At 67.8% G+C, this 14,274-nt stretch carries 9 protein-coding genes, 1 tRNA gene and 2 rRNA genes (1 of these 12 running past the window's edge); 1 reads left to right on the plus strand and 11 read right to left on the minus strand.

From position 1 onward, the window contains the following. Window positions 1–3: 3 nt before the first annotated feature. The 3 genes from gltB to HYN04_RS08975 form a co-directional block, all read right to left on the minus strand. Window positions 4–4,638, minus strand: a complete 4,635-nt coding sequence (gltB, locus tag HYN04_RS08965) for a glutamate synthase large subunit (protein WP_110450451.1) — start codon at window positions 4,636–4,638, stop codon at window positions 4–6. Window positions 4,639–4,758: 120 nt separating this feature from the next. Next, entirely contained in the window at window positions 4,759–5,922 is a 1,164-nt protein-coding gene (locus HYN04_RS08970) for an L-lactate dehydrogenase (protein WP_110450452.1), read from the minus strand. 44 nt (window positions 5,923–5,966) lie between these two features. Continuing rightward, window positions 5,967–6,704, minus strand: a complete 738-nt coding sequence (locus tag HYN04_RS08975) for a hotdog family protein (RefSeq protein ID WP_110450453.1) — start codon at window positions 6,702–6,704, stop codon at window positions 5,967–5,969. Between the two features lie 177 nt (window positions 6,705–6,881). Between HYN04_RS08975 and HYN04_RS08980 the strand changes: the two genes are divergently transcribed. Beyond that, the gene (locus HYN04_RS08980) at window positions 6,882–7,211 is read left to right on the plus strand and encodes a hypothetical protein (RefSeq protein WP_110450454.1); all 330 of its coding nucleotides are present in this window, start codon (window positions 6,882–6,884) and stop codon (window positions 7,209–7,211) included. Here HYN04_RS08980 and HYN04_RS08985 read toward each other — a convergent pair. The 8 genes from HYN04_RS08985 to HYN04_RS09020 all read right to left on the minus strand — a co-directional run. Beyond that, window positions 7,208–7,873, minus strand: coding sequence for a cytochrome b/b6 domain-containing protein (locus HYN04_RS08985; RefSeq protein ID WP_110450455.1), 666 nt, complete (start codon window positions 7,871–7,873; stop codon window positions 7,208–7,210). The two genes, HYN04_RS08980 and HYN04_RS08985, sit on opposite strands and share 4 nt — an antisense overlap. Before the next feature lie 26 nt (window positions 7,874–7,899). After that, window positions 7,900–8,364, minus strand: coding sequence for a c-type cytochrome (locus tag HYN04_RS08990; RefSeq protein WP_162599610.1), 465 nt, complete (start codon window positions 8,362–8,364; stop codon window positions 7,900–7,902). A 91-nt stretch (window positions 8,365–8,455) separates the two neighbouring features. Next, window positions 8,456–9,019: a sugar transferase gene (locus HYN04_RS08995; RefSeq protein ID WP_479684820.1), complete on the minus strand. Its 564-nt coding sequence runs from the start codon at window positions 9,017–9,019 to the stop codon at window positions 8,456–8,458. Continuing rightward, a complete protein-coding gene (rlmJ, locus tag HYN04_RS09000) occupies window positions 9,013–9,834 on the minus strand; it encodes a 23S rRNA (adenine(2030)-N(6))-methyltransferase RlmJ (protein ID WP_110450457.1) in 822 nt (273 codons plus the stop codon). Before rlmJ ends, HYN04_RS08995 begins: the two co-directional genes overlap by 7 nt. Then, window positions 9,831–11,855 (minus strand): TonB-dependent receptor, encoded by a 2,025-nt coding sequence (locus tag HYN04_RS09005; protein WP_110450458.1) that lies wholly within the window; start codon window positions 11,853–11,855, stop codon window positions 9,831–9,833. Before HYN04_RS09005 ends, rlmJ begins: the two co-directional genes overlap by 4 nt. Window positions 11,856–11,946: 91 nt before the next feature. Then, window positions 11,947–12,023: transfer RNA gene (locus HYN04_RS09010), tRNA-Met, on the minus strand. 65 nt (window positions 12,024–12,088) lie between these two features. Further along, a 5S ribosomal RNA gene (rrf, locus tag HYN04_RS09015) occupies window positions 12,089–12,203 on the minus strand. A 74-nt stretch (window positions 12,204–12,277) separates the two neighbouring features. Continuing rightward, a 23S ribosomal RNA gene (locus tag HYN04_RS09020) occupies window positions 12,278–14,274 on the minus strand; it runs 790 nt beyond the window's last position.

Below are 14,274 nucleotides of genomic sequence, written 5' to 3' on the forward strand. Positions count from 1 at the left end.
TCCTTACTCTGCCGCGACCGCGGCGCCGGCCCGGCGGGCGGCGGCGAGGTCGGTGAGGGCCCGGCGGTAATCCTTGGGCATCACTTTCCAGAACTGACCCAGGGAAGCCTCCCAGGTCTCGAGGATCTGCGCGGCCCGGCGCGAGCCGGTGTGCAGCAGGTGGCGCTCAATGAGGATCCTCAGGCGCTCGGCGTCATGCGCCAGCATGTCCCCCATGCCCGAGTCGTCCACCGAGGGTGAACGCTGGCTCGGACGGCCCTCGTCGCCGCCGACCGACGGATCGATGCGCTCCAGGTCCACCATGGCCGCGTTGCACAGCAAGGGGAACTTCTGGGCGGGGTCATAGACATAGGCCACGCCCCCGGACATGCCGGCCGCGAAATTGCGGCCCGTGTCGCCCAGGACCACGACCACGCCGCCGGTCATGTACTCACAGCCGTGGTCGCCCACGCCTTCCACCACGGCCACCGCGCCGGAGTTGCGGACAGCGAAGCGCTCGCCGGCCACCCCTTCGATGTAGGCCTCGCCGGCGATGGCGCCGTAGAGGACGGTGTTGCCGACGATGATGTTGGCGGTGGGGTCACGCTGGGCCGAGGGCGGCTGGCGGACGATGACCCGCCCGCCTGAGAGCCCCTTGCCCACGTAGTCGTTTCCGTCGCCGGACAGTTCGAGGGTCAGGCCACGGGCTGCGAAGGCGCCGAAGCTCTGGCCCGCCTGTCCCGTGAAGGAGAGGCTGATGGACCCGTCGGGCAGGCCGGCGTGGCCATGGCGGCGGGCAATCTCACCCGACAGCATGGCGCCGACCGTACGGTTGATGTTCCGGACGGCGTAGGTCGCCCGGACCGGGCCAAGGCCCTCCAGGGCTTCGGCGCCGTCGCGGATCAGCTGCTGGTCCAGGGCCCTCTCAAGGCCATGCTCCTGGCGGTCCTGGTGGTTCAGCACCGCCCGGTCCCGGGCGGCGCCGTCGTGCAGGATGCGCGACAGGTCGACCCCGGCGGCCTTCCAGTGGTCGACGGCCGGCTGCATGTCGAGCCGGTCCACCCGTCCCACCATCTCCGAGACCGTCCGGAAGCCGAGCTCGGCCATGATCTGGCGAAGCTCCTCGGCGACGAAGAAGAAGTAGTTGATGACGTGCTCGGGCTGGCCGGTGAACCGGGCGCGCAGGACCGGATCCTGGGTGGCCACCCCCACCGGGCAGGTGTTCAGGTGGCACTTGCGCATCATGATGCAGCCGGAGGCGATCAGGGGCGCCGTCGCGAACCCGAACTCATCCGCGCCCAGCAGGGCCGCCACCGCCACGTCCCGGCCGGTGCGCAGGCCCCCGTCCGCCTGGACGGCGATGCGCGAGCGCAGGCCGTTGAGCAGGAGGGTCTGCTGGGTCTCGGCGAGGCCGATCTCCCAGGGCGAACCGGCATGGGTCAGGGAGGTCAGGGGCGAGGCCCCCGTGCCGCCCTCGTAGCCGGAGATGGTGACGTGGTCGGCCCTGGCCTTGGCGACGCCGGCCGCGACCGTGCCCACCCCAACCTCGGACACCAGCTTCACGGAGATGCGGGCCGCCGGGTTGACGTTCTTGAGGTCGTGGATGAGCTGGGCCAGGTCCTCGATCGAGTAGATGTCATGGTGCGGCGGAGGGCTGATCAGGCCCACGCCCGGCGTCGAGTGCCGGACACGCGCGATGTTGGCGTCGACCTTGTGGCCGGGCAGCTGGCCACCCTCGCCGGGCTTGGCGCCCTGGGCCATCTTGATCTGGATATCGTCGGCGTTGACCAGGTACTCCGCGGTCACGCCGAAGCGTCCGGAGGCCACCTGCTTGATGGCTGAGCGCAGGGAATCCCCGTTCGCGAGCGGCTTGAACCGGTCGGCTTCCTCGCCGCCCTCGCCGGTGTTCGACTTGCCGCCGATCCGGTTCATGGCGATGGCCAGGTTGGTGTGCGCCTCGCGGCTGATCGAACCAAAGCTCATGGCGCCGGTGGCGAACCGCTTGACGATCGCGGATGCCGGCTCGACCTCGTCAAGGCCCAGCGGGGTCTCCGCATTGCGGAAGCGCATCAGGCCACGGAGGGTCAGGTGGCGCTCGGCCTGGTCGTTGATGGACTGGGCGAAGGCCCGGTACTCGTCAGGCAGGTTGCCGCGGACGGCGTGCTGCAGGCGCGAGACCGACTCCGGCGTCCAGGCGTGGGACTCCCCGCGCAGGCGGTAGGCGTAGGTCCCGCCCACATCCAGCATGTCGGCGTAGATGGGAGAGTCGCCGTAGGCGTCCCGGTGACGGCGGACGGTCTCCTCGGCGACCTCGACCAGTCCCGCGCCCTCGATCGTGGTGGCGGTGCCGGTGAAGTAGGCCTCGATGAACTCGCTCGACAGGCCGACGGCGTCGAAGATCTGGGCGCCGCAATAGGACTGGTAGGTCGAGATGCCCATCTTGGACATGACCTTCAGTATGCCCTTGCCGACCGCCTTGATGTAGTTCTTGCGGACCTCGTAGGCGGCCTCGGGCAGGCTGTTGCTGACCCGGATGTCCTCGAGGGTCTCGAAGGCCAGGTAGGGGTTCACGGCCTCGGCGCCATAGCCGGCCAGGACGCAGAAGTGATGCACCTCGCGGGCTTCACCGGTCTCGATGACCAGGCCGGTCTGCATGCGCAGTCCCTGCCGGATCAGGTGATGGTGAACCGCAGCGGTCGCCAGGGCGGCCGGGATCGGGATCCGGTCGCGGGACGCCTCGCGGTCCGACAGGATCAGGATGTTGCTGTCGGCCAGGACCTGGTCGGTGGCCGAACGGCAGAGGCGCTGGATCGCCGCCTCCAGGCCCGCCGCCCCTTCCGAGGCCGGCCAGGTGGCGTCGAGGGTCGCAGTACGGAAGGCGCCGTCGAGCAACTGGTGGATCGACCGGATCTTGGCCAGGTCCTCGTTGGTCAGGATCGGCTGGGCCACCTCAAGCCGCTTGTGGGCGCCGGCCTGGCGTCCCAGAAGGTTGGGGCGCGGGCCGATCATCGACACCAGGCTCATGACCAGTTCCTCGCGGATCGGGTCGATCGGCGGATTGGTCACCTGGGCGAAGTTCTGCTTGAAATAGTCGTAGAGCAGCTTGGAGCGCTTCGACAGGACGGCGATCGGGAAGTCCGAGCCCATCGAGCCGATCGGATCGTCACCCGACCGGGCCATCGGCTCCAGGAAGTGGGAGAGGTCCTCCTGGGTGTAGCCAAAGGCCTGCTGGCGATCGAGCAGGCTGGCCGGATCGGCCGGCGGCGGCGGCTCCACCGGGGTGACCTCAGCCAGGTCCTCCAGCTTGAACTGGGTGCGTGACAGCCACTCCTCGTAGGGCTCGGCCTCGGCGAGGGTGCGCTTGATCTCCTCGTCCTCGATGATCCGCCCCTGCTCGAGGTCGATCAGCAGCATCTTGCCCGGCTGCAGCCGCCACTTGCGGACGATACGTTCATCCGGGACCGGCAGGACGCCGACCTCGGACGCCATGATGACATTGTCCTGGTCGGTGATGATGAAGCGCGCGGGCCGCAGGCCGTTTCGGTCAAGGGTGGCGCCGATCTGGCGGCCGTCCGTGAAGGCCACGGCGGCGGGGCCGTCCCACGGCTCCATGAGCGCAGCGTGGTACTCGTAGAAGGCCCGGCGCTTCGGATCCATCAGCGGGTTGCCCGCCCAGGCCTCCGGGATCAGCATCATCACCGCCTGGGCCAGCGGGATGCCGCCGGCGATCAGGAGTTCGAGGGCGTTGTCCAGGCAGGCCGTATCCGACTGGCCGTGCGGGATCAGCGGCCACATCTTGTTGAGGTCCGGCCCCAGGAGATCGCTCTCGAGGGTGCGGCGGCGGGCGTTCATCCAGTTCACATTGCCCCGGACCGTGTTGATCTCACCGTTGTGGGCGATGAACCGGTAGGGGTGGGCCAGCTTCCAGGACGGGAAGGTGTTGGTCGAGAAGCGCTGGTGCACGAGCGCCAGGGCCGAGACCGTGCGCGGATCGCGCAGGTCGCGGTAGAAACTCCCCACCTGGTTGGCCAGCAGCAGGCCCTTGTAGACCACCGTCCGGGTCGAGAACGAGGGCAGGTAGAGCTGGGTAAGATTGGGCAGGCTCTTCTGGATCGCCAGTTCGGCAAGCGGGTTCTGGAGCTGCTTGCGGATCGTCAGCAGCTTGCGCTCGAAGGCGTCCTGGTCACGGACGTTCGGGCCCATGCCGACGATGGCCTGGCGGATGACCGGCATCTGGGCCAGCACCGCCTCGCCCAGGCCTGTGGTGTCGGTGGGCACGTCGCGCCAGCCCAGCAGGACCTGGCCCTCGACCCTCAGGAAGTGCTCGAACTGCTGGATGGCGACGTCGCGCGTCTCCTGGTCCTGCGGCAGGAAGCACATGGCCACGGCGTAGCGGCCCGCCTCGGGCAGGTCGACGCCCGCCTCCCCGGCCCAGTCGCGCAGAAGGGCGTCCGGAATCTGGATCAGGATCCCGGCCCCATCCCCGACGAGGGGATCGGCGCCCACGGCGCCCCGGTGGTCGAGATTGATGAGAATCTCCAGGCCGCTGGCCACGACATCATGCGATTTGCGCCCTTTGATATTGGCGACAAACCCCACCCCGCAGGAGTCATGCTCGTTGCGCGGATCGTACAGACCTTGCTTTTCCGGAGCCCTCATGGCGAACCCCACTCCAATCGCTTCAAGGCGCACGCGAACGCGGCCCAAAGGGCCGTTTTCACGCGCATAACCGCGTCGCATTACCGGCTGGGCGCAGGCTTGTCGACGCCTGCAACGACGTCAGGGCGAAAGATTCTGCGGCGCCGCAACATCGAGCATGTCGGCGTTCGCCCGTGCGGCCGTCGTGCACCCGGTCAGGATCATGGCCGTGGTGAGTTCTGAGCGCATGACGCCCAGCATCCGTGAAACCATCGCCTCCCCGCCAGCCCCGAGGGCCCACGCCCAGGGACGGCCCACCAGGCAGGCCCTGGCGCCCAGCGACAGGGCCTTCAGGACGTCCAGTCCCGAGCGGATCCCGCCATCCATCAGGATTTCCAGGTCGCCGCCGACCGCATCGGCGATCCGCGGCAGGGCGGCGATGGACGATGAGACCCCGTCCAGCTGCCGGCCCCCGTGGTTGGAGACCACCAGGCCCTGCGCCCCGGCACGTACGGCGTCCCGGGCGTCGTCGGGATCGAGGACGCCCTTGATGACGATGGGCCCGTCCCAGATCTCGCGGACGAAATCCAGGTCCTTCCAGGTGACCGAGCGGTCGAAATTGCGGGCGATCCAGGCCAGGAAATCGTTGACCCGTCCCCCTCCCTGGACCGCCGCCTGGACGCTCCCGAGGGTGTGGGGGCGCCCCTGCGTGAAGAGGTCCCAGGACCAGGCGGGGTGGGTGGCGCCCTGCCAGAGGGTGTTGATCGCCGCAGGCAGGCCGCTGAGGCCCGTGAAGCCCGACCGGACATCCCGGTAACGGGCGCCGGGAATGGGGAGATCGACGGTAAAGACCAGCACCGGGCAGCCAGCGTCCTTGGCCCGGGTGATCAGGTCGCGCATGTAGCCGCGGTCCTTCAGCATGTAGAGCTGGAACCAGGGCGGGGTCCCGGCGGCGGCCACCTCCTCGATCGAGCAGACCCCGACCGTGGAAAGGCAGAACGGCACCCCGGCGCCCGCCGCCGCCCGGGCGGCCTGCACCTCGCCGCGGGCGGCGTACATGCCCGCCATCCCGACCGGGGCCAGGGCCAGCGGCATGGACAGGGTCTGGCCGAAGAGGGTGGTGGAAAGGTCCACCTTGGACATGTCCCGCATGACCCGCTGGCGAAGCGCGATGGCCTCCAGGTCGCGGACGTTCCGCCTCAGGGTCTCCTCGGCGTAGGACCCCCCGTCGATGTACTCGAAGAACATGGGCGGCAGCCGCCGGCGGGCGCGCTCGCGATAGTCCGACATGGAGGCGGGTTTCATGGCGCAGCTCCCCCTCATTGGGCCCCGGCCCCGCCGGGACCGGATCAGGCCGCCGCCGGACGGGGCGGCGCGTTCATCACGATCCAGACCTGGTAGGCCCGCGCCAGAAGTTCGCCCTGCGCCGAGAACAGCGCAACCCCCGCGGTCTCCTTGCGGCCGGAACGCTCGAGCGGCCAGGCGGTGACGATGCAGGCCTCGCCCGCCCTGGGGTGGCGGAGCACTTCCCCCGTCATGGTGCCGAGAAGGGCGCCGTGACGCCCTTCGCGGACGACCCAGGCGAAGAAGCCGGGGCAGTCGAGCGCCGCCCAGATCACCGGGGTCGGAATGAGGCCGCTGGCGTCGGCGAAATTGGGGTGGGGGGTCCAGGTGCAGGCGAGATGCCCCTCCGGAGCCCCCTCGACCTGACCGGCAAAGACCCGGAGGCCGTCGCCCTCGGCCCTTTCAGGACCACAGGAGAAGCAGATGGGGTGAAAACGCTGTCCGATGCCGATGTGCCGGGCTTCCGCGACGACTGCGGCCTCCCAGGTCGGCGGTGACGGGACTTCGGGCAGGGCGTCCGGGGTCGCGGGGAGCCCCTCGCCGATCACTTCGCCCGCCTCACTCTTCAGCATCTGGTGGCCAGCGTCTCCCAACAGGTCCAGGGGCGCATCCAGGGGAATCCGGGCCTTCAGGACTGCGGTGGCCGGTCCGGGAATGCCCTCGGCCAGCAAGCCGGCGCAGTAGCCTCCGTTTCCGGATGACGGGGGGCCGCAGAAACGCTGGGCGATGACAATGCCCGACATGGGTGCTCCGATGAAATTCGACGCAGGGAAAGGAGGCCTGAAGGGGGCCGGATGCAATGCCGACGGTTTTCCCCCAATCCGTAGCGGGACGGAAGCCGATTCTGTGGCCGGCCCCGTTGGAGGCCGCGCCAGTCCGCGCTAGATAACGGGCATCGCCCCCTGAGACGAGGAACGACCATGACCAACCAGATCGCGCGCCCCTGGGCCCTGATGCGTCACCACGCCGGCTGGGCGGACGTCTTCCTCATCGAAAGCGAGACGGCGGACTCCATCACCGGGGTCTATCCCGACCGCGAGACGGTGGGACCGCCGGTGAACTACAGCGTCCGGGCCGTCCTGGCGCGCTTCGAGACCCTGGAAGCGGCCCGCGCCGCCCGGGAGGGCGCCGTTCTGGAGTGGCGCAAGCATGACGCCGGCGTCCGTGAGGCCGAGGACAAGCTCCGGGTCGCCGAGAAGGCCCGCGAAGACGCCTGGCTGAACTGCCTGAAGGGCGCGTCGGGCGCCTAGCGCAGGCGGAAGCCGCGGGAGGCGGCGTAACCCACCGCCACCCCGATCAGGACCCCAACCGCCAGGCGCCAGAGCGGCGCCCGGACGAGGCCCTCCACGGGGCCCCGGAAGCGGCGGACGCCTGTGATCATCGGTCGGACGAGGTCCTCCCTTCGGCGCACGGCATGGTAGACGATGGCCGCCAGATGCAGGACGACCAGGCCCTGCAGGAGCCTGAAGGTGAGTTCGTGCCATTCGGCGATCTGGCGTGCGAGCTCAAAGTCTATGCCGTCAGACAGCGGACCGCCCTCGAACCCGTCCTCGTCGATGGCGAACAGGCCCAGGATCACCTGGAGCCCGACCAGGCCCAACAGGGCCAGGACAGACAGCGCACCCAGCGGGTTGTGCCCGGCGTGCTCGCCCACTGTCCCTTCGCGGGAAGCCGCAATATACCGGCGAATGGCGCCCGGGCCCCTGACGAAGTGGGTGAACCGCGCGGTTGATCCGCCGGCGAGGCCCCACCAGACCCGGAAGGCCAAGAGACCCAGGATGGCGTAACCGGCGCCCCGGTGGACCGTCATCTGTTCCTCAGCCGTCAGCCAGGCCACCAGGATCAGGATGACCAGGGCCCAGTGGAACAGGCGGGTCGGGCCGTCCCAGACACGGGTGGTCGGTTCACTCATGGGCTCAGACCCTGGCTGTCCGGGATTCAGTCGGCCTTGAACTTGTCGTGGCAACCCTTGCAGGTCCCGCCGACCACCCGGACCTGGGCGCGGGCGCCGGCGACATCCCCGGCGCGGGCCAGGGCTTCGAGCTTGGCGGCTTCCGGCTCCAGGCGGCGCGCAGCGGCGGCGAAGCCGGCGGCGTCTTTCCAGACCTCGGCCTTGGCTTCGGTCTTCACGCCGGACTCCGGCCCGGTGCCCTTGGGAAACCAGGTGGTGATCTTGGGGGCCAGCCCACGAATTGTCGCGGCGTTCGCAGCGATGGCGGCCATGTCCGGCGCGTCGGCCTTCAGGCCGTCGTTCATTGTCTTCATCGCCTTGCCCATGGTCTTGAAGTTGGCCTCACGGGCCTCGATCACGGACTTGGCGTTGACGGCCGCCACGGCTCCGCCGGCCAGGCAGACGCCCGCAACCAGGGCCATCACGGTCAGGGACTTTCGGGGCGTGCGCATCTTGGTAGGACTCCGGTTCGCGAAAGGGGCCAAGACCATCTTGTGCAGGACTTTGGCGCGCCCGGTCAATCCGCCCGGTCAATCCGCCCCGTCAGTGCGTGACGCCCCGCCCCGTGAAGACCTCCCGAAGGGTCAGCAGGATCACAGCGACATCAAAGCGAAGGGAGCGACGGGCCAGATACTCCGCATCGAGCTCCACCTTCCGGTTCAGGTCGATGACGTCGCGCCCGTTGACCTGCGCCCACCCGGTCAGTCCGGGTCTCAGGACCTGGACGCCCAATCGCGTGCGCATCTCGATGAGGTCGTCCTGGGTATGCAGGGCGGGGCGGGGCCCCACGAGGCTCATCTGGCCGATGAAGATGCTCCAGAGCTGGGGCAGTTCGTCCAGGCTGGTCCGACGAAGCCAGCGCCCGGCCGGGGTGATCCACCTGTCGGGATCCTGCAGGGCCTCGGTCGCCACGTCCGGCGCATCGGTGCGCATGGTGCGGAACTTCGGCATGAGGAAGAGCCGGTTGTCGGCCCCAAAACGCCGGGACCAGTGCAGGGCCGGGCCCGGACTGTCCAGGCGGACGACCAGCCCTATCCCCAAAAGGACGGGCCAGAGCAGCAGGAGCCCCGCCGCTGCGGCGGCGATATCCAGCCCGCGCTTCAGCACCCGGGCCTCCAGACCCGGGCTTCGCCCGTCTCGCCGAGGGCGGCGGCGGTCCAACCGCAGATCGCCTTCAGGTCAGCGTCCAGGCCTTCCGGCGCCGAGGCGACGACCAGGGCGCAGCCATTCATCTTCAAAGGGTCCCGCAACGGACGCAGCCGGACCTCGGCGACCAGCAGGTCCCTGCAGTCCCCGACGTCCCGGAGAAAGGCGTCAAAGGTCTCAAGGTCCTTCAAGGGTAGCCAGATCATCACCACCGCGTCGGGCCGGTGCGCCTGGATCCGCCGCAGGGTCTCCGCGCTGCGGGCATAGTCATCGCCGCGCTCGAAGGGGGGATCGATCAGGATGAACCGGGCGCCCTCCCCCGCCGCCAGGCCAGGCGCGCCCTCGAAGCCGTCGGCCTCGCGCACCTCGATGCCGCGCCGCCCGGCCAGGGCCGCCTTCAGAGCCTGGGCCTCGCGGGGGTTGAGTTCGAAGGCCGTCAGCTTGTCACGGGGACCGAGGCGGTCGGCGACGAGCCGGGGAGAGCCCGGATAGAGCCGGGCGCCAGGACCGGGATCGAGGTCCCGGACCGCGTGGCGAAGGGCCAGGACAGGTTCCGGCGGCCCGGCGTCGTCCATCAGCCGCGCCACGCCCTTCTCCGCCTCGGCCGACCGGCGGGCCTCCGGGGCCGAGAGGTCGTAGATCCCGCGCCCCCCGTGCGTGTCGATCACGGACAGGGGAGCGCCGCGGGCCTGCAACCTCGCCAGCACCGCAAGCAGGGCGGTGTGCTTGACGAGGTCGGCGAAGTTGCCGGCGTGGAAGGCGTGGCTGTAGTTCATGGGCGTCTCGCGCCGCTCCCCGTGCGCAGGGTGAAACCCAGTCGCACTGTCCTGGGGGCGGACAGGCTCACCGCGCCGTCGCCGGCGAGGGCGGTCTGGACCTTTGCGTCGGAAAGGTTGTCGACCGCGAGATAGACTTCGGTCTCCGGGGTCAGGCTCCAGGCGGCGCGGGCGTCCAGGGCCAGGGCGGCCTTGAGCCGGCGGGTGTTCAGGTCGTCGTCAAACCGCTCGCCCTCATGGCGGAGGGACAGGCTGAGGACCGCCGGCTCCACAGGACGCCAAGTCGCCCCCGCCGTGGCGGTGAACCTCGCGGTCTGGGCGGGACGGAGGCCAGTCAGCTGGGGTGCGGCAGAGCCGCCGTCCACCTCAGCGTCGGTCCAGGCCGCTGCGGCGCGCAGGTCCACCGGCCCGACAGTCCCGCGGGCTTCCGCCTCGAGGCCCCAGGCGTCGATGCCGCCGGCGTTCCGTCTCTGGCGAAGGGTCCCTCCCGCCGGGATGAAGCCCGCGACCGGGAAGACGCCGGGTCCGGTCGCCAGCGTGACGTTGGTGACCGGATCCGACAGGCGGTTGAAGAAGGCGCCCGCGCTCCAGGTCCATGCGCCGGCGTCGCCCTCCAGCCCGATGTCAGCGCCCGAAAGGGTCTCCGGGCGCAGGGCCGGATTGGCCTCGGTCACGTCATTTCCCACCCTGAAGGGGCGGTGGAGTTCGTTCAGGGTCGGCGGACGAAACCCCGTATAGGCGGCGGCCCTCAGGGCGAGGCCCTCCGAGAGGTCCAGCCGCGAGCCGAACCGCAGGCTGCCGCGAACCCCTGAAGTGTCCGGGGCCCGGCTCTCGAGGGTCACCGCCCCGGTCGCGAGGTCCCGTTCGCGCCGCAGGGCCTGCCCCTGCGACCAGGCGTCGATGCGCACGCCGCCGGAGTGGACGACCCGCTCACCGACCCAGGCGCCTTCCAGGTATAGCCCGGCGACCGACGTCCGGCCGCCGCTCTCGCGCCCGCGCGTGAAGGCGCCGGACTGGTAGCGGAAGCGCTCGTGGGCGCGCCCTTCGGCCAGACGCGCATCCGCTCCCGCCTCAAGGGACCAGGCCCCCGGATTGACACGCCAGGCGGCGTTCACGCCCCATCCGAGAGCCGGGGTCGAAAACTGGTCCGAGGCGGGGGTGGAGGTCGCCCTGCCCGCAGCGACGCTGACCGAGGTGTTCTCGAGGTCAGAGGCGCGGACCCAGGCCTGGAGCCGCCAGCCCGATCCCGCCTCCAGGTTCGCCAGGGTCAAGGCCCCCGAGGCGCCCTCGGACCGTGAGGCGGCGCCCGCCAGGCCGGACTCCCGGTCCTCCCGCCAGGCCGAAAGGCTGACGGCGGCGGCGGCGGGGCCTAGGTCCCGCTGGAGCCGGAAGGCTCCACCGTAGGACGCCAGGTCCACGGGTCGGTCAGCAGCCCCCCGGGCGTCCCCACGGACAGGTGTAAAGCGGGGGCCACTGGCCGCCGAACCTGAAAGCGTGAGGCCTGTCTCCGAGACGGCGAACGCGGCGCGCGACTGCCCGTGGTCGCCCGCAGAGAGGTCGCCCCGAAAGGTACGGGACTCCGACGACAGCTCCGTGAGGGAGACCACGCCGGTCAGGGCGCCTGCGCCCCACGCCCCAGCCCCGGCGCCGCGGACTACGTCGATCGTGGCCAGGCGTTCCGTCGGGACCGCCGACCAGATGACCCAGCCCCCGAAAGGATCATTCAGCGGCGTCCCGTCCAGGGTGACCAGGGCCCGGCCGGCGCCAGACGGCGCGATGGACCTGAGGGACAGGCCCTGGGTGGTGGGATTGGCGGCTTCCGAGCCGTTGCGCCGGAAGAGGCTGACCCCCGGGACCTGCTTCAGGACTCCGTCAGGACGGACAGCGCCGGCAAGATCCTCTCCCTCCAGCCGCAGGCGCGAAAAGACGACCGCGCCCACGGGCGGCGGCAGGTTGACCGGGCGGACCACCACCACCTCGACTTCGGGGGGCGGGGGAACGGCGTCGACAGGCGAAAACATGGCGATGTGAATACACGGCGCGAAGGGCGCGCACGAGGGGCCCGGAAACGAAAACGGCCCCGCCGGGAAACCGGAGGGGCCGTAGACGGTCTGGGTGCGGGGACAGGATTTGAACCTGTGACCTTCAGGTTATGAGCCTGACGAGCTACCGGGCTGCTCCACCCCGCGGCAAACGGCTCCGCTATAGCGGAGGGGGATCGGAATTGAAGGGTGACTGTTCATCCGTTCGGCAGACCTGGCGGCGACCTACTCTCCCGCGCCTTAAGACGAAGTACCATCGGCCCAGAGAGGCTTAACGACCGAGTTCGGAATGGGATCGGGTGGGGACCTCTCGGCATAACCACCAGGTCAACGAAACGGATGAAGAGAAGACATCAGGCCGAAACCACGGCCATCAAAGCAAATCATGAGTTCAACTAAGAACGATCAAGCCGATCGAGCGATTAGTACCGGTAAGCTCCATGCGTCGCCGCACTTCCACACCCGGCCTATCAACGTGGTGGTCTACCACGACTCTCGGCGAAGCCTTGTTTTGAGGTTAGTTTCCCGCTTAGATGCTTTCAGCGGTTATCTAGTCCACACTTAGCTACCCTGCTGCGCGGCTGGCGCCACGACAGGTCCACCAGAGGTGTGTCCATCCCGGTCCTCTCGTACTAGGGACAGATCCTCTCAAGCTTCGTACACCCACGGCAGATAGGGACCAAACTGTCTCACGACGTTCTGAACCCAGCTCACGTACCACTTTAATCGGCGAACAGCCGAACCCTTGGGACCTGCTCCAGCCCCAGGATGTGATGAGCCGACATCGAGGTGCCAAACTTTGCCGTCGCTGTGGACGCTTGGGCAAAATCAGCCTGTTATCCCTAGAGTACCTTTTATTCGTTGAGCGATGGCCCTTCCATGCAGAACCACCGGATCACTATGGCCGACTTTCGTCTCTGATCGACTTGTCAGTCTCTCAGTCAGGCGGGCTTATGCCATTGCACTCGACGAGCGATTTCCGACCGCTCTGAGCCCACCATCGCGCGCCTCCGTTACACTTTGGGAGGCGACCGCCCCAGTCAAACTACCCGCCACGCCATGTCCCAAACCCGGATAACGGGTCCTGGTTAGACGTCAACAGCAACAAGGGTGGTATTTCAAGGATGGCTCCACCAGAGCTGGCGCCCCGGTTTCATAGCCTCCCACCTATCCTACACATGTTGCAGCTAACGCCAAGGCGAAGCTGTAGTAAAGGTTCATAGGGTCTTTCCGTCTGACCGCGGGTACCCCGCATCTTCACGGGGAATTCAATTTCGCTGAGTCTACACTGGAGACAGTGGGGAAGTCGTTACGCCATTCGTGCAGGTCGGAACTTACCCGACAAGGAATTTCGCTACCTTAGGACCGTTATAGTTACGGCCGCCGTTTACCGGGGCTTCAATTCGGAGCTTGCACCCCTCCTTTTAACCTTCCGGCACCGGGCAGGCGTCAGACCCTATACGTCGCCTTACGGCTTCGCAGAGCCCTGTGTTTTTGATAAACAGTCGCTACCCCCTGGCCTGTGCCACTCTCAACTGGTTGCCCAGAGGAGAGTCACGCTTATCCCGAAGTTACGCGTGCAATTTGCCGAGTTCCTTCAGCATAGTTCTCTCAAGCGCCTTGGTATGCTCTACCAGTCCACCTGTGTCGGTTTCGGGTACGGTCTCCGTTGGAGTTATTTCCAGGAACACCTTCACTGCCAGGACAATCCAATAAGCCCTGACAATTTACGGCATTCGTCACTTCCAACTGGCCCAGGAATATTCACCTGGTTCCCATCGACTACGCCTTTCGGCCTCGCCTTAGGGGCCGGCTAACCCTGCGCAGATTAGCTTTACGCAGGAACCCTTGGACTTTCGGCGAGAGTGTCTCTCACACTCTTTGTCGCTACTCATGTCAGCATTCTCACTTCCGATACCTCCAGCCAGCCTCACGACTGACCTTCACAGGCTTACGGAACGCTCCGCTACCGCGTGCTTGCGCACACCCATACCTTCGGCGAACGGCTTGAGCCCCGTTACATTTTCCGCGCAGGATCGCTTGACCAGTGAGCTGTTACGCTTTCTTTAAATGATGGCTGCTTCTAAGCCAACATCCTGGTTGTCAAAGCAATCCCACATCGTTTCCCACTTAGCCGTTACTTGGGGGCCTTAGATGATGGTTAGGGTTGTTTCCCTTTTCACGACGGACGTTAGCACCCGCCGTGTGTCTGCCAGATAGTTCTCTTGGGTATTCGGAGTTTGGTTAGAATTGGTAGATCTCGCGACCCCCGCATCCATCCAGTGCTCTACCCCCCAAGGAATTCGTCTGACGCACTACCTAAATAGTTTTCGCGGAGAACCAGCTATGTCCAGGTTTGATTGGCCTTTCACCCCTATCCACAAGTCATCCCAGAATT

This window comes from Phenylobacterium parvum (assembly GCF_003150835.1).
GTDB classification, from domain to species: domain Bacteria; phylum Pseudomonadota; class Alphaproteobacteria; order Caulobacterales; family Caulobacteraceae; genus Phenylobacterium; species Phenylobacterium parvum.

Coding starts and splice junctions, on each gene's coding strand:
- gltB (WP_110450451.1), bottom strand. CDS start 4,638: ATGAGGGCTCCGGAAAAGCAAGGTCTGTACGATCCGCGCAACGAGCAT.
- HYN04_RS08970 (WP_110450452.1), bottom strand. CDS start 5,922: ATGAAACCCGCCTCCATGTCGGACTATCGCGAGCGCGCCCGCCGGCGG.
- HYN04_RS08975 (WP_110450453.1), bottom strand. CDS start 6,704: ATGTCGGGCATTGTCATCGCCCAGCGTTTCTGCGGCCCCCCGTCATCC.
- HYN04_RS08980 (WP_110450454.1), top strand. CDS start 6,882: ATGACCAACCAGATCGCGCGCCCCTGGGCCCTGATGCGTCACCACGCC.
- HYN04_RS08985 (WP_110450455.1), bottom strand. CDS start 7,873: ATGAGTGAACCGACCACCCGTGTCTGGGACGGCCCGACCCGCCTGTTC.
- HYN04_RS08990 (WP_162599610.1), bottom strand. CDS start 8,364: ATGCGCACGCCCCGAAAGTCCCTGACCGTGATGGCCCTGGTTGCGGGC.
- rlmJ (WP_110450457.1), bottom strand. CDS start 9,834: ATGAACTACAGCCACGCCTTCCACGCCGGCAACTTCGCCGACCTCGTC.
- HYN04_RS09005 (WP_110450458.1), bottom strand. CDS start 11,855: ATGTTTTCGCCTGTCGACGCCGTTCCCCCGCCCCCCGAAGTCGAGGTG.